Raw genomic sequence first — 15,286 nt, 5'->3', positions numbered from 1 at the left:
CCGACGAGTCGACCTGACGTCGATTATCGTCCTGCCCTTCGACATAAAAAACGCCGGCTATCTGCCGGCGTTTTTTATTCGCAATAACCGCCGTTTCCAGGTAACGGCCGTGAAAATACGTCGATTCTTACAACGATCGCCGCGGCGAAACCAGCAACTCGCCAAACATCAGCCCGCCGACCAGGGACACCAAAAGGGTCACCAGCAGCAAACCGGTATCCATACCCAACGAGGTATCGCGCTGCAGCAGAAAGGACATGCTGCGAAAACCCACGCTACCCGGTACCAGCAGAATAATCCCGGGCTCGCGAATCAATGCGCCGGGGCGATGCGCGTATCGCGCATAGGAGTTGGCCATCGCGCTCAGCAAAAAGCCGCCGAGGAAAACCCCGAACGGCGCTGCCGGCAGCGAGCCGGAAATCTGCCCACCCCAGCGCGTGGCGAGATAACCGACGATAACCGCGCCCATTACGATCAGCCAGTCGCGGCGCGCGGCGCGAAACAAAATGGCGAAACCGAACGCGCCGACCAACAGGGCTGGCAGTTCGGTCCAGCCCGGCAACGGCGGCAGCGCGTAATCGCGCGGTTCGATACCCACCGCCGCGCACAGCGTCGTCGCCGCTACCGTGCCGAAGGTGAGCTTGAGCAGGGTCGCCACCGCGCCGCCCATGCGTGCCATGCCGGCCACTAGGTGCTGGCTGGAGATCTCGCGCACCGCCGTGGTCAGCGACATGCCCGGCACCAGCACGATCAGGCTGGCCAGCACCACGGACTTGATCGCCAGCGGCACCACGAACGCACTGACGACGGTTGCCACCGTGGTCGCCACCAGCGCGCAGATCGCATCGCTGGCAATCGACAGCTGCGGCCGCTTGGCCGCCAGCACCGTGATGCTGCCGATGATCAGACCGATGAAAGCCGCGGTCAGCAGATCCGGCCAGGCGCTGTGCAGAAACAGTGCGACCACGCACGCCGCAGACAGTCCGTAAGTAGCGACGACGGCGGCCTGCGCGCGACGCGAATCGGGCCGCCCCAGTGCGCGCAGCCGCTGGAAACCTTCGCGCAGACCGATTTCACCGGCAACCACCTGATCGGCAATGTCATCGGCCTCGCACAGCCGCGCCAGGTTCACATCGCCCGGCGCCAGACGCATGACTTGCGTGGTTTGCGCCACGCCCTCCTCGCCTTGCCCAAGGTCCGTAAACGAAATGATGACCGCCGTAGGGCTGGACCACACGTCCGCACTCAAACCCAGTCGCTGCGCCGAACTCGAAATCGCCATCTCCAGCCGTGGCGAAGCGGTGCCGTACTGATGTAGCCGCCGCGTCAGCTCGAGCAAAAAGGCGATGCGCGTGCTGATCGCCGTCGTCGCGAACGATGGATGGATGCTCGCCGTGCCGACTGCGCTCGCACTCATGTCGCCGCGCGCACCTTCAACGTGGTGCCATCGACGGCGATCACTTCGACCAGACTGCCCAGCGGCAGATCCGGTCCGTTGACCAGCCACTGGCCGTCGCCGACGCGCGCCTTGCCGCGGCCGTTGACGATCGGCTCGATCAGCTCGTAGCGCTGGCCGATCATGCGCTCGCCGCGACGATTGAGCGTTTCGCTGCCCGGCTCGCTTTTATCCAGCTTCGGCCGCAGCACGCGGGCGTAAAGCACGCAAGCCGCGAAAGCCAGCAGCGCAAACAGCACGGCCTGAATCAGCAGTCCGAGCGGCGGCACTACCAGCAGCACCACACCGACGGCTGCCGCGGCCAGACCGATCCACAACAGGAAATAACCCGGCAGCAGCACTTCGCCGCCGATCAGCAGCAGCGCGAGGATCCACCACAGGTAATGCACGGGAAACGCCATGGCAGAATCCTCAGCGCAGCGGCGGCTGGAACGAGCCCGAAGCCGGCGGCGCGACCGAACGCTGCTGCTGGCCTAGCGACTCTTTCGCCAGCTCGGCAATACCGGCCAGCGACCCCAGAATGCCGGTGGCCTCGATCGGCAGCAGCAGCATTTTCTGGTTCGGCGATTTGGCCATCTCTTTCAGCGCTTCCACATAATTGTTGGCGACGAAGTAGTTCAGCGCATTGACGTTGCCGCCGGAAATCGCGTCGGACACCATCGTGGTGGCCTTGGCTTCGGCTTCGGCGGAACGCTCGCGCGCCTCGGCGGCACGGAACGCCGCTTCTTTCTCGCCCTCTGCCGCCAGGATCACCGACTGCTTTTCGCCTTCGGCCTTGAGAATCGCCGCCTGCCGGAAGCCTTCCGCGTCGAGAATATTCGCGCGCTTCTCGCGCTCGGCCTTCATCTGCCGCGCCATCGCGTCGATCAGGTCGCGCGGCGGAGCGATATCCTTGATCTCGATACGGTTGACCTTGACGCCCCATGGATGCGTCGCCTCGTCCACCACGCGCAGCAGTTTGGCGTTGATGCCGTCGCGCTGGCTCAGGCTCTCATCCAGATCCATCGAACCGAGCACGGTGCGGATATTGGTCATGATAAGCGCCAGCGAGGCCTGCTCCAGGTTGGAGACTTCGTACGCCGCCTTCGACGCATCCAGCACCTGATAGAACACCACGCCATCCACGCGCACCACGGCGTTATCCTTGGTGATCACGTCCTGTGAGGGCACGTCGAGCACCTGCTCCATCATATTGATCTTGCGCCCGACCGTTTGATAGATCGGAATCAGCAGATGCAGACCCGGGCTCAACGTATGCGTGTATTTGCCGAACGTTTCCACCGTCCACTCGAAGCCCTGCGGCACGATGCGCACCAGCTTGGCCAGAATGACCACGACCACCAGCACAATGACCAACGCGAGAATCTGACCCATGACCTGTCCCCATCCGTGACGAAGACATCAGTATAGGCGAGCTGCTGTTACGCGCGCGGCCGCGCCAACCCGCGGTTTAACGCAATGCCGCCTGCGGCAACAGCAAGGTGACGCGCAACCCGCCATCTTCGCGATTGGCCAGCAGCACGCGGCCGCCATGCGCCTCGGCGATTTCACGAGTCAGCGCCAGGCCCAGCCCGGTGCCGGCACGCTTAGTCGAATAGAAAGGTAACAGCGCCTGCGCCAGTACGGTGTCGGTCATGCCGGGACCGCGGTCGGCGACCTCGATGCGCAGCTCGCGGCCGACTTCCGTAATGGACAGCGTGACGTCGTCTTCGCCGCTGCCGGACTCATGCGCATTCTTGATCAGGTTGATCAGCACCTGCTCGATCTGCACGGCGTCGAAATAACCCGGCCGCGTCGGCGCGGGTGGCACCAGGCGATACTGGCAGTGCAGCGACAATCCTTCCAAAAACGGCGTCCACTCAATGGCGACCGACTGCGGCGTGGGCAATTTGGCGAAACTGGCGTAACCGGAAATGAAACTGTGCAGGTGCTTGGCGCGCTCGCTGATGGTGGCGAACACGCCGGGCAATCGATCCACGTTGCCGCGCCGCGCCAGCTCCGCGCCGGAATGGGCGAGCGAAGAAATCGGCGCCAACGAGTTATTGAGCTCGTGACTGATCACCCGGATCACCCGTTTCCATGTCGCCACCTCCTGGCGCGACAGCTCGCGCGTCATACGTCGAAACAGCTGCAGCCGATGCGGCCGACCCTGCAGGCGAAACGCGCGCTGCGAGATGTGGAACGTTTCCTCGCTGCCGTCCATTTCCACGCTGAGCAACGCATCTTCGCCGTCTTCCACCGCGCGGCGCAGCGCCTCGGGCGCACCGTCCAGCAGCCGGGCGAATTCCAGCCCGTGCAGGCTGCGACCCTCGTTGAACAGATGCCGCGAGGCGATGTTGGCGTACGCCACCCGACCGATGCTGTCGGTCAGCACAAGGGCCACCGGCGTGTTCTGCACTACGGTATCCAGCAGCAGTTCGCGCTGAGCCAGATGCTGACGCTGCTCGCGCAGGGTCTGGCCCAGCGCATTGTGCATCTGGATCAACTCACCGAGCTCGTCGCGGCGATGAATGCCGATCGATATGCTGAAATCCCCGTCGCGGTAACTGGCGACCGCGCCCTCCAGCGCACGCAGCAGCCGGCTCACCGGCGCCATGGCCTGACCGGCCAGCCAGAACGCCAGCAGCAACAGCAGCACCGCACAGATGCCGAGCGCGCCGTAGATGCCCAGATGGGTCACCGGCAGCGCCTTGGCGGCGACCTGCACTGAAGGATCCTTCACCGTCAGCTCGGTCTGCATCCATACCAGCAGCTGCGGCAACGGCCACTGCGTGACGCCGGCATAGATCAGCGCACCCGCCACGCTAGCCAACGCCAGCAGCAGGGTCAGCCGCGTACGCAGCGAATTCAGCCAGCGCCACACGCGGCAGACCTCGCGAACAGAGCCATTATCGTCAGATCATTTAGCCGTCCATATGCCATCACGCCGGCGCTGCCAGCCCGTAGCGCTCCATACGTCGATACAGGGCCTGGCGCGACAGGCCGAGGCTCTGCGCCGCGCGGCTGACTACACCGTCGGCCTTGTGCAGCGCTGCCTCGACGGTTTCACGACTGGGCTCATCGAGATTGCGCGTGGCGGTGGACACGTGCGCCGCCAGATTGAGCAGCTCGGGCGTAATCGGGCCTTCGCCCGAAAGCAACGCCGCGCGCTCGATCGCATTCTTCAGCTCGCGCACGTTGCCCGGCCACGGATAGTTGAGCATTGCATCGCGCGCCGCATCGCCCAGCTCGGCGCGCCCGTCGAGAAAGAACTCGGCCAGCGGCAGGATGTCGTCGCTGCGCTCGGTCAGCGGCGGCAGATTCACTTCGATCACGTTGAGGCGATAGTACAGATCTTCGCGGAAGGTGCCGGCGCGGATCATCGCCTTGAGGTCGGCGTTGGTCGCGCTCAGCACGCGCACCTTGACCTGCCGCGTGCGGCCGGAGCCCAGCCGCTCGAACTGGCCGGTTTCCAGTACCCGCAGCAGTTTCATCTGACCCGGCAGCGGCAGGTTGCCGATTTCGTCGAGAAACAGCGTGCCGCCGTCGGCCAGTTCGAATCGACCCTCGCGCGCCTTGTTGGCACCGGTGTAGGCCCCGGCATCGGCGCCGAACAATTCGGCCTCGATCAGCTCGCCGGGCAGCGCGCCGCAGTTCACAGCGACAAAGGGACCCCGCCGCACGGCCGAATTGGCGTGCACGATCGCCGCGATGCGCTCCTTGCCGGTGCCGTTGGGCCCGGTGATCAGCACCGGCACGTCGGCCTTGGCGACTTGGCAGGCCAGCTCCAGCGTTCGCGCCATCGCTTCGGAGGCGAAGACCAGATTATCCAGCTCGTACTTACCCTGCAGCGCCTCGCGCCGGCGCTTGCGCTCGCGCCGCGTGCGCGTCACTTCGCGATTGGACTCGGACAGTTCGAGCAGGTTTTCGACCGTGGCGATCAGCTTGTTGTCGTCCCACGGTTTGGCCAGATAATCCGCTGCGCCGGCCTTGACCAGCTCCACCGCGGTTTCCAGATGCGTCCACGCCGTGAGCAGGATCAGCGGCAGATCCGGATGCTGCTCGCGGATCGCGCGGAACAGCGCCACGCCCTCCTCGCCCGAGGTGGTATCGGCGGTGAAGTTCATGTCCTGTATCACCACGTCGATGGCCTCACGCTGCAGCATGGCCAGGCCTTCGTCCGGGGTGAGCGCGGTGAGCGGCCGGATGTCGTGCAGGGACAACGCCAGCGAAAGCGCCTCGCCCACGGCCGGGTTGTCGTCGATGATGAGTACGCTACGCGTCATTTTTTTTCTGCACATGCGGACATAGATGCCGCTCCGGCCGCAAAGGTTTGCATGACTATCGGACTACTGGCCAGCGATGGCAACGAAATCGATACGTGATGTCGTTCATGGATGGTTTTCGAGCACTATGGCAATGCCGGCGAAATGAGGTCCGCGTAGTCGACCGCCGCCACAGTGATGTCCACGGACGAACCACCGCGACGCAGCTGCAGCTTCACCGCCGCGGGCCGGCTGGCACGAAATCGGTCCATCAATTCGCTGACGTTCTTCAAAGGCGTACCGTCGGCCGCCGTGATCACATCGCCGTCCTGCAGACCCCATAGCGATTCGGGGACTACCTTGGTCACCGTAATACCCGTGGCCTTACTCGACGTCAGCTGCAGCGCGTGGTCAGTGTTGCGCCAGCTCAGGCTGTCGTCGGTCGTATGTTCGTAGGTATACCGGCCGCTGTCTATTGTGGGCGGAGGCGGCTGAGGTTCTGGCGGAGTCGGCGGTATGGGCGAAATGACCTGGCCGTATTCTGCCGCCGTCACGCTCAAAGCGAGCGGCGCACCCGCGCGCCGCACATGCAGCACCACGGTGGCCGGCTTGCTGGTACGCAGCCAGTTCATCAACTCACTGACATGCTTCAGCGAGTGATCGTCCACCGCAACGATCACATCGCCCTCGTGCAGACCCCACACGGGCGCCGTGCCGACCTTCGTTACCGTGATGCCCGAGGTATTATCGGAATGCAGCTTCAACGCGTGGTCGGCGATGCGCCAACTCAGGCTATCGTCCGAATTGAGCTGATAGACCCAGCCAGCCAGCGCCGGCCGTGCCAGCGCGCTGACCAAGACGAACATGCCGCCGAGTAACAAACGTCTCATCATCGTTCCTCCGGTAGACCTGAGCAGAGGCGCCGACCGGATCGAGGCCGGCCAGCGCGCTCGATTCAACCGGCAGGCGCCGCCGGATGTGCCGGCGCCTTGCCGGCTTTCACCGCCGCAATCCACGCATTGACGCGCGTCTCCAGCACGTCCAGCGGCAGCGCGCCGCCGTTGAGAATCTCGTCGTGGAACGCGCGAATATCGAACTGGCTGCCCAGCGCCTTTTTCGCCCGTGCGCGCAGCTCGAGAATCTTCAGCTCGCCGGTCTTGTAGGCCAGCGCCTGGGCCGGCCAGGTGATGTAGCGATCGGTTTCGGCCTGCACGTCCGGCTCGTCTTCGCTGGAATGCGCGTGGAAGAAATCGACCATCTGCTGACGCGTCCAATGCTTGTCGTGCACGCCGGTATCGAGCACCAGGCGATCGGCGCGCAACAGCTCATCGGACAGGCGGCCGTAATCCGACAGCGGATCCTGATAGAAGCCGATGTCTTTGCCCAGCTGCTCGGCATACAGCGCCCAGCCCTCGATATACGCGGTATAGCCCGCCTGCTGGCGGAACGGCGGCAGCGCCGGCAGCGTCTGCGCAATCGAAATCTGCAGGTGATGGCCGGGGATGCCCTCGTGATACGCGGTGGATTCGATCGTCAGCACGCTGCGGTTAGCGAAGTCGCCGGTGTTGACGAAAATCTGCCCGGGACGCGAACCGTCCGGCGTACCCTGATGGTATTCGGCCGCTGCAGCTTCCTTCTCGCGGAAAGGCTCGACCGGCACCACCACCACCTTGGTCTTCGGCAACAGCCCGAACAGCTTGGGCAGCTGCGGCTGCATCTGCGCCAGATAATTGCGGTAGCGGTTGAGGATGTCGTCACGCGAGGTGGCATGCGTCTTCGGATTGGTTTTCAGCGAAGCGCGGAAGCTGGCCAGATCGGCAAAACCCTGCGACTTGGCGATGGCCGTCATCTCGCCTTCGATACGCTTCACCTCGGCCAGGCCCAGCGCGTGGATCTGATCCGGCGTTTCCTCGGTGGTGGTCATCTGTTCGACATCAAAACGGTAGATCGCATCGCCGTTGGGCAGGTTCCAGATGCCCGGCTCGGCACGCCCGTGCGGTGCGTAATCCTTGGCCACGAATTCGCCGAGCTTTTTATAGGCCGGGCGCACGTCGTGCTCGATCGCCGCGAGAATCGCATCGTGCAGCCGCTTCTGATCGGCGGCGGATACCGACTGGGGGAAATGCTTCAACGGCTCGGCGAACACGCTATCCATGCCGGCGGATTTTTCGATGCTGTCGATCTGCACAACTACCTTTTCCAGCACGTATTTCGGCGGCATCATCTTGTCACGCAGGCCTTGCTTCGCCACTTCCGTCACCTGATCGAAAAGCTTCGGCACAGCCTTCAGGCGGGCGAGGTAATCGTCGTATTCCTTGGTGTTGTCGAACGGAATCGAGCTGACAAAACCGGCCAGCGCGATATGCGCGCCGCCCATCTGATCCAGCGGCATTTCGTACAGCTTCAGATCGTAGCTGTGCAGGCTGTCGCGAAGTTGTCGCACCATCAGCTGCTGGTTCAGTGCGTCGGTATCGGAAAAACCGGCGGTATCGATCGCGCGGAACCGATGCAGAAAATCGACGGTCGCCTTGTGCTCGCTTTCTGCATGCGCCAGCGATGCATCGCTCCATTGGCTGTTATAGCGTAGATCGCCCAGCGTGGTCGCAAACTCGGGGCTGGTTTCCAGCTGATGCTGCCACTGCTCGGCCAGCAGCGCGTTCAGCGCCGCCACCCGGCTGGCCACATCGGTGGTTGCTGCCTGTGCCGCAGGCGCAGCCTGTACGGCGGTAGCAACGGTCACGGAGCCCAGCAGGCTCGCAGCGATCAATAACGGCAACGTTTTCATCAAGTGTCTCTCCCCAAGGTTGTACCTGGATTGTGATCGTCATCGCCCCGATCCTCCCGTGCCAGAGTGCATGGTTTGCGGAGCGGAGGTGGACTGGGGCGTGGGGCGAGGAAGAATTTAAGCTGTGACCACACTTCATTCACACGCTTGCCGCACTCTTTTCCAAGCGCATCGCCATAGCCTAAACACCGCGCGTTGCGATCACGGGCGGCACGGCGGCCGCACGCAGCGCCGGCCCCAGCACGGCGAGCTGGCCGAGCAGCCATAACACCAACGCACCGATCGGCAGGTAGTACAGCGGCAGACGCGGCAGCTCGTAGAACTTCATCAGCGTGAGGTTCAGCGCAAACGCCAGCAGCATGCCCAGCACGATGCCGAAACTGACAATCAGAAAATTCTCGGTCTGAAAATAGCGCAGGATGTTGCCGCGCGTGGCGCCGATGGCGCGGCGGATGCCAATGGTGCGACGTCGCTGCTGCACCCAGAAGTTGGCCAGGCCGGTGATGCCCAATGCAGAAACGAACAGCAGGCCTAGCGCCGAGGCGAACAGCAAGCTGATCATGGTGATGTCGCGCTGGAAATACTTCGCGCGTATCTGCGTATAGGTCTGCACCCGGCCCGGGTCGATGAGGCGGTTCGGGTTAATCTTCAGCAGCGTAGCCGCCGCGGCTTTCAGCACGCGCTGGCGATCCTTCGGCGCGCTGCGCAGCACGTAGAGCACGCTGGAGCCGTCCGGTCGTTGCGGCCAGATCATGCTGTCGTCGTCGACACCCGGTTTACGCAGGTTTGGACGCAGAAACCTGTCAACGACGCCTACGATACGAATGTAGTTATCGCCGTCGTACATGCTCTGTCCCAACGCCTGTTTGTCCGGATACAAATGCTGCGCCAGTGCGCGGGTGATAATGGCAACCGTTGGCTTGCCCGTGCTCACATATTCGTCCGGCCGGAAGTCTCGCCCTGCAACCAGACGCAGGCCCAGCGTGTTGATCAAACCAGGCGTGCCGTCGTATTGCGTCGGCTGCATGCATCCGCTGCCCTCGATCGAATTGATTTGCTCCGCTCGGTCCAAAGCTTGCTTGCTTGGGCAGGTGCCGCGGGACGACTCGCTTTGATCCAGCGGCAACGAATAACTGACCGCCACCGCGGACTGCACGCCGGGAAGTCCGCGCAGCGCCGCCAGATCGGCGGCATGTTGGGCCTGCTGATTCTCTCCCTTCTCGATGCTCGTGCTTTGGATCACGGCCAACTTGTCCTCGGCCATGCCAGTGGGCACGCTGATCCGCTGCACGCGACTGGCGATCATGAACGCTACGTTGCAGACGATGGCGCAGGTAAACGCTACCTGCAGCGTCAGTAATGTCGCAGTGAGTTTGTGCCGACGCAGGGTCGAAAGTATCGGCCGCATTTGCATGCTGTATATCCTCATGACGTTTTCAACTGCAGCGCGGGTTGTACGCGGCAGGCCCGCCACGCAGGCAGCAGGCCAGCCACCACGCTGGCGATGATGGCCAGCGCCAGCGTGCCCAGCAGCATTGGCATATCCATCTGGGCGAGCTGCGCATAGTCGTCGGGGCGATGGCGCACACTCCAAAGGCCGATCTGGGCGATCACCAGTCCGAGCACGCCGCCGGCCACACCGATCAGCGCCGACTCGATCCCCAGCTGCAGGAAGATGTCGCGTCGTCGCGCCCCGAGCGCGCGGCGCACGCTGATCTCGCTGCTGCGACGCAGGAACTTTGCCAGCAGCAACGCCACGATGTTGACCATGCAGACGAACAGGAAACCCAGCGCAAGCCACAGTTGCAGGCGCACGTCGTTCGGCACCAGATTCTCGTGCTTCAGCCAGCCCATCAGGCTGTACAGCTTCGCGTCGGTGGACGGGCGCTCAAATCGGCCCTGCGCCTTCTGCTGAGCCGAGTAGTCGACAAGAAACTGACGATACGCCTGCGCCTGCGCAGGGCTGTTCAGTTGCACCCAGAATTGCAGCCACGTCATGGTGGCGCCGGTAAGACTGGTGGAGTCATCGTTCTTGCCCCAACCGGATTGATTGCCATTGGTCGACAGCTTCAAATCCACTGCCGCGGACAGCGGCAGGAAGAACTGGTCGACATCGCTGTAATGCTGTGCTCCCGGATCCGCATAGAACATCGGCTTAGGCTGCCAGTCAGCTGTAACGCCGATCACGCGAAAATCGTGCTCGCCCAGTCGAACGTCCTGACCGATACCGCTACCGTTGCCAAAGAGTTTGCGATACAGCGTGTCGCTCAGTACCACCACATGGGCGCGCGCCGCGTCGTCCGCCGCCGACCAACTCTGCCCGTGCTCGAACGGCATACCGAACATTGCGAAAAAGTCCGCCGTGGCATAACGCCCATCGACATTGAACGGCCGCAAATCGGCGCGTGCCGGACGCACCAGCAAGGTACCGCCCGCCATCGCCGCCTGCCGCTCGGCCCGGTGCGCCTTGAGCAGCGCCATCGCGTCCGGCCAGGTGACGTTGTCGGCTGCATCGGGGCTGTCGCCACCTTGCTTGTAGTTCAGCGGCAACGGATCGAGATGCGGCGTGAACAACTGCGAGCTGCGTCCCGGCAGCGGATCGTCCGTCAGCACGTGCAACACCGTGATCATCGTCATGCTGGCACCGATGCCCAGGCCGATGGCCAGCACCATCAGCGCCGTGAGTATCGGATTGCGCCTCAGGCTATGCCAGGCCAGGTCGAGGTAGTAGGCAAACATGATCAGGCTCCAGCGAAGGACAGGAAACGAGGAACACATTGCGAGGGCATAAGTACGAAACCATGATCGCCCTCAATCAGCTCGCATGCCCCGACATCAGCGGTGGCGACCAGCACTTCGACCCTAAACACTGCGGGTCGCCACGACAGGCGGCACAGCGGCCGCACGCAGCGCCGGCCCCAGCACGGCAAGCTGCCCGAGCAGCCACAGTGCGACGGCGCTGGCCGGCAGGTAGTACCAGGGCATGCGGTCCATCTCGTAGTGGTGCATCAGATAGATATTGATGCCAAAAGCCAGCGCCATACCCAGCACCACGCCCATGCCGGTGAGCAGAAAGTTTTCGGTACGAAAGTAGCTGAGGATGTCGCCGCGTGAAGCGCCCACGGCCCGACGGATGCCGATCTGCCGGCGCCGCTGCGCGACCCAGAAGCTGGTGAGGCCGACGATGCCAAACGCGGTGACGGCCAGCATCACCACGCAGACCAGCACCAGCATCCAGGCCATGCTGCTCATGTCGGCGAAGTACTGGCCGCGTATGTCGTCGAAGGTTTTCCCTTTGGCGACGGCGGCCGGATTGATTTCTCCGAGCTTCTGCTCCGCTGCGCGCACGATGCGAGCGCGATCGTGCGGCGCGCTGCGCAATAAGTAGTAACCCAGCGTCGCATCCGGCTGCAGCGGATAGAAGGTGCTGGCATACGACCGCTGTGTGCTATGGATACTGGCCTGCGGCCGCACGACATCCGCCACCACGCCGACGACGGTGTAGTAGTACGGCTTGGAATAAATCGACTGACCCAGTGCCGCCTTGTCCGGCCACAGCTGGTGGGCCAGACTCTCGGTGACCAGGACAACATGCGCGGAAGGCAGGGCCGAGCCGCCAAGCGTGCTGTCGGCGTATTCGTCGGCGTTGAAAAAACGCCCCTGCTTCAGCTGCAGGCCAAGCGTCTGATCCGCGCCGACACCCAGAAAATACAGCGATACGTTGAAGGTGTTCTTGTCGGTCATGGCCGAGTCCGATTTGAGGCCGAAACTCCAGCCCCAGTTGTTTCTGGAAAGTGGCAAGGTGCTGGTCACCCCGACGGACTGAACGCCGGCGATGGTGCGCAACGCCGCGATATTGCGCGGTATGTCGCTGGCCGCGAGCTTGGGGTCGGTGCCATTCAAGACGACGACCGAAAGGCCCCTCTCATCGATCGCGTTCGGTATCTGGATATCGCCGATGCGTTTGCCGATCATGAAAACGGCGTTGCACAGCACCGCGCAGGCCAGTGCAATCTCCAGCACGATCAGGATGGCCGGAATGCGGTGCTTGCGCAGGCTGGCGAAAATGGGGCGAATTTCCATCTGAGCTTCCTTGGAGAGTGCAGCCATAGATGGCCGCTTTCACGCTGGGGGAAAACGCGTCAACTGGCTTTCAGTTGCGGGGCAGGTGCCAACACACAGGCGCGCCAGGCAGGCAGCAGCCCAGCGACCAGACTGGCGACGATGGCGACAACAAAGGTAAGCGCGAACATGCTCACATCCAGATGCGCGAGGCTGGCGTACTCGGCCGGCTGATGACGAATACCCAGCAACCCAAGCTCGGCGAATACGAGTCCGAGCAAACCGCCCGCCAGCCCGACGATGCCCGCCTCCACCATGAACTGGGCGAATATCGTGCGCTGCGTGGCCCCCAGCGCGCGGCGCACCCCGATTTCCTGCGAGCGACGCAGGCATTTGGCCAGCAACAGGCCGACCGTGTTGATCACACAAATCAGCAGGAAACCGAAGGCCAGGCCGGCCTGCAGGCGCACGTCGTCCGGCACCACCTGTTCGTCGCGCAACCACCGCATCAGGTCAGGCAAGCCGGTATCCGGGCGGTGAAAGCGACCTAACGCGATCTGCTGCCTGGCATAGTTGGCGAGAAACGCTTTGTAGTCGGCCACGGCCGCGCTGTTGTCCAGCTGCACCCACATGCCCAGCCAGATGCACGGCGCCGTCTCCAGATGCTTGAGGTCCTTGATTTCATCGAAGCAATTGGTATTGCCGGCTGCCATGTCGGCAGCGCGCGCCGACTGTAGCGGCAGGAACACCGCGTCCCCGTCGCCATAGTCGCGACCGCCGAGATCCAGCGAGTAGAACCGCGGCTGCGGGGCCCAGTGCTTCAACACGCCGACGATGCGAAAATCATGGTCGTTGATGCGCAGCGTCTTGCCGACGCTGTTGGCGCCACCGAACAATTTGTCGTTGAGGAAATCGGCAATCACTACCACTCGCGCACGGCTTTCGTCATCGCTCTCGGTCCACCCGCCGCCATACTGGAATGGCACATCGAACATGCCGAAAAAGTCGGATGTGGTCATCACCCCATCGCTGTAGAACGGATGCGCGTTAGCTTGCTGCGGCGCGATCTTGGCTCCCGTCGTCGTCATCACCGCCTGATGCGTGGCCTTACGCGCATGCAGCAGGTTCATCGCATCGGTATAGGTCATGGTTGGCTGCGGTTTCGTCTCCCCCGCCACATAGCCATCCATCGGAAAAGGATCGACCTGCGGATAAAAGAGCTGCGCGCTCTTCTGCGGCAGCGGATCGCCCGACAACAACTTGAGCACCGTCAAGGTGGTGATGCATGCGCCGATGCCCAGGCCCAGCGCGAGCACCATCAGCGTCGTCAGCACCTTGTTGCGCCGCAGGCTGCGTATAGCCAGTTCGAGGTAGTAGGTAAACATGTTCAGACTCCGCTGAGAGGTGAGGAATCAGAAACGCGTTGCAAGGGGTTCGATGCAAAGCCGTGGCCATGAGCGATCGACACCAGCGTGCCACCCTCGCCCCAAACGACTCGCCCATCGTTCCTGCGCTTCATCACACACTCCTCGTTGCTTCGACCGGGGGCACCGCAGCGGCACGCAGCGCCGGCCCCAGCACAGCCAGCTGGCCGATGGCATACAGACTCAGCGCGCCGATCGGCAGGTAGTAAAGCGGCAATCGCGGCAATTCGTAGTGCTGCATTAGCAGCAGGTTGATCGCAAAGGCCAGCAGCATGCCCAGCACGATGCCGCCGCTCACGATGAGAAAATTCTCGGTCTGAAAATAAGCCACGATGTCGCTACGCGTAGCGCCCAGCGCGCGCCGCACACCGATCTGTCGGCGGCGCTGCTGCACCCAGAAACTGGCCAGTCCCACGATGCCGAGTGCGGTCACCAGCAGCAGTGCGCAGATCACGCCGAGCAAAATGCCGGCCATCAGGCGATCTTGCCGAAAATACTTTTCGCGCAGTGTGCCGAGCGTCTGGCTGTTCTTGCTGTCCACCACCGCGTCAGGTGCAATGGTGGCGATGGCTGCGCGCGCATCGCGCAACACGCGCGGCGACTCGGCCGGGTTGACGCGCAACAGATACGTGCCTGCGAGCTGACGGCCTGCTTGTGCAGGCACGTAGACCGACCAATCAATCGTGCTGGGACCACCCTCTCCACCCCAAGGGCGAGCCAGGTGCGCCAGCACGCCGCCCACGCGAAAGTGGAATTGGTCGGTCCAGAACTCCCTGCCCAATGGATCGGTATCGGGCCACAGATGTTCGGCCAGCGCGCGCGTCACCCAGACCGTGGCGTTCTTCGGAACGAAGCTGTCGAGTGGTTGGGCGTCGCTGGCCTGCGGCATGCTGCCAGCAACCAGCTGCAGTCCCAACGCCTTGAAACTGCCTGGGTTGCCGACATAAAAATCCACCACCCCAGCGAAATGCTTGCCGGCGGCATCCGTGGAGATACCCGCGGTGCCCGCGTGGTCACCAAACGGCACGGCATTGATGACGTTGACCGACTGCACACCGGGAATCTTCGCCAAGCGGCTGAGCACTCTGGCGTTGAGGTCGACACTGCTGGCCGGGTCGTAGCCCGTCAGCTTCACGGCAGCCAGGGCGCTCTCGTCGACACCGCTGTCGACATGCGTATGCTGGACCCGGCTGATGATCAGGAAACAGGCGTTGCACAGCACGGCGCACGCCAGCGCGATCTCCAGCGCGAGCAGCAAGGTGGCCAGACGATGTTTGCGCAGGGCGGCAAAAATGGGTTGGATCTGCATGGGGCA

General features: G+C 63.1%; 12 protein-coding genes. All 12 read right to left on the bottom strand.

Translation table 11 applies throughout. The annotated features are described in order from the left end of the window. Positions 1–127 precede the first annotated feature (127 nt). Entirely contained in the window at positions 128–1,417 is a 1,290-nt protein-coding gene (locus HDE76_RS17575; protein ID WP_184509453.1) for a threonine/serine exporter family protein, read from the bottom strand. Next, the gene (locus HDE76_RS17570; RefSeq protein ID WP_184509451.1) at positions 1,414–1,857 is read right to left on the bottom strand and encodes an NfeD family protein; all 444 of its coding nucleotides are present in this window, start codon (positions 1,855–1,857) and stop codon (positions 1,414–1,416) included. Before HDE76_RS17570 ends, HDE76_RS17575 begins: the two co-directional genes overlap by 4 nt. Positions 1,858–1,867: 10 nt before the next feature. Continuing rightward, positions 1,868–2,830, bottom strand: a complete 963-nt coding sequence (locus tag HDE76_RS17565) for an SPFH domain-containing protein (RefSeq protein ID WP_179477490.1) — start codon at positions 2,828–2,830, stop codon at positions 1,868–1,870. Positions 2,831–2,906: 76 nt separating this feature from the next. Beyond that, positions 2,907–4,319 carry an ATP-binding protein gene (locus HDE76_RS17560; RefSeq protein WP_184509449.1) on the bottom strand — a complete coding sequence of 471 codons (1,413 nt, stop codon included), beginning with the start codon at positions 4,317–4,319 and terminating at the stop codon, positions 2,907–2,909. 58 nt (positions 4,320–4,377) lie between these two features. Beyond that, positions 4,378–5,721 carry a sigma-54 dependent transcriptional regulator gene (locus HDE76_RS17555; RefSeq protein WP_184509447.1) on the bottom strand — a complete coding sequence of 448 codons (1,344 nt, stop codon included), beginning with the start codon at positions 5,719–5,721 and terminating at the stop codon, positions 4,378–4,380. Positions 5,722–5,846: 125 nt separating this feature from the next. Continuing rightward, positions 5,847–6,590 carry a PDZ domain-containing protein gene (locus HDE76_RS17550; RefSeq protein WP_184509445.1) on the bottom strand — a complete coding sequence of 248 codons (744 nt, stop codon included), beginning with the start codon at positions 6,588–6,590 and terminating at the stop codon, positions 5,847–5,849. A gap of 65 nt (positions 6,591–6,655) precedes the next feature. Next, positions 6,656–8,485 carry a DUF885 family protein gene (locus tag HDE76_RS17545; protein WP_184509443.1) on the bottom strand — a complete coding sequence of 610 codons (1,830 nt, stop codon included), beginning with the start codon at positions 8,483–8,485 and terminating at the stop codon, positions 6,656–6,658. Positions 8,486–8,666: 181 nt separating this feature from the next. Next, the gene (locus HDE76_RS17540) at positions 8,667–9,899 is read right to left on the bottom strand and encodes an FtsX-like permease family protein (RefSeq protein ID WP_184509441.1); all 1,233 of its coding nucleotides are present in this window, start codon (positions 9,897–9,899) and stop codon (positions 8,667–8,669) included. An 11-nt stretch (positions 9,900–9,910) separates the two neighbouring features. Beyond that, the gene (locus HDE76_RS17535) at positions 9,911–11,224 is read right to left on the bottom strand and encodes an ABC transporter permease (RefSeq protein WP_184509439.1); all 1,314 of its coding nucleotides are present in this window, start codon (positions 11,222–11,224) and stop codon (positions 9,911–9,913) included. Between the two features lie 123 nt (positions 11,225–11,347). Next, positions 11,348–12,568, bottom strand: a complete 1,221-nt coding sequence (locus HDE76_RS17530) for an FtsX-like permease family protein (protein ID WP_184509437.1) — start codon at positions 12,566–12,568, stop codon at positions 11,348–11,350. A gap of 59 nt (positions 12,569–12,627) precedes the next feature. Beyond that, positions 12,628–13,932: an ABC transporter permease gene (locus tag HDE76_RS17525; RefSeq protein WP_184509435.1), complete on the bottom strand. Its 1,305-nt coding sequence runs from the start codon at positions 13,930–13,932 to the stop codon at positions 12,628–12,630. 133 nt (positions 13,933–14,065) lie between these two features. Continuing rightward, positions 14,066–15,280 (bottom strand): FtsX-like permease family protein, encoded by a 1,215-nt coding sequence (locus HDE76_RS17520; RefSeq protein ID WP_184509433.1) that lies wholly within the window; start codon positions 15,278–15,280, stop codon positions 14,066–14,068. Positions 15,281–15,286: the final 6 nt, after the last annotated feature.

The organism is Rhodanobacter sp. ANJX3 (assembly GCF_014200755.1).
In the GTDB taxonomy this organism is placed as follows: domain Bacteria; phylum Pseudomonadota; class Gammaproteobacteria; order Xanthomonadales; family Rhodanobacteraceae; genus Rhodanobacter.
Note: the sequence above shows the minus strand (reverse complement) of the source record. Positions and strands in the feature narration are given on the sequence as shown.

Excerpts from the sequence above, each read along its gene's own strand:
- HDE76_RS17540 (WP_184509441.1), bottom strand. The coding sequence starts at position 9,899 with ATGCAAATGCGGCCGATACTTTCGACCCTGCGTCGGCACAAACTCACT.
- HDE76_RS17545 (WP_184509443.1), bottom strand. The coding sequence starts at position 8,485 with ATGAAAACGTTGCCGTTATTGATCGCTGCGAGCCTGCTGGGCTCCGTG.
- HDE76_RS17535 (WP_184509439.1), bottom strand. The coding sequence starts at position 11,224 with ATGTTTGCCTACTACCTCGACCTGGCCTGGCATAGCCTGAGGCGCAAT.
- HDE76_RS17550 (WP_184509445.1), bottom strand. The coding sequence starts at position 6,590 with ATGAGACGTTTGTTACTCGGCGGCATGTTCGTCTTGGTCAGCGCGCTG.
- HDE76_RS17530 (WP_184509437.1), bottom strand. The coding sequence starts at position 12,568 with ATGGAAATTCGCCCCATTTTCGCCAGCCTGCGCAAGCACCGCATTCCG.
- HDE76_RS17555 (WP_184509447.1), bottom strand. The coding sequence starts at position 5,721 with ATGACGCGTAGCGTACTCATCATCGACGACAACCCGGCCGTGGGCGAG.
- HDE76_RS17570 (WP_184509451.1), bottom strand. The coding sequence starts at position 1,857 with ATGGCGTTTCCCGTGCATTACCTGTGGTGGATCCTCGCGCTGCTGCTG.
- HDE76_RS17575 (WP_184509453.1), bottom strand. The coding sequence starts at position 1,417 with ATGAGTGCGAGCGCAGTCGGCACGGCGAGCATCCATCCATCGTTCGCG.
- HDE76_RS17565 (WP_179477490.1), bottom strand. The coding sequence starts at position 2,830 with ATGGGTCAGATTCTCGCGTTGGTCATTGTGCTGGTGGTCGTGGTCATT.
- HDE76_RS17520 (WP_184509433.1), bottom strand. The coding sequence starts at position 15,280 with ATGCAGATCCAACCCATTTTTGCCGCCCTGCGCAAACATCGTCTGGCC.
- HDE76_RS17525 (WP_184509435.1), bottom strand. The coding sequence starts at position 13,932 with ATGTTTACCTACTACCTCGAACTGGCTATACGCAGCCTGCGGCGCAAC.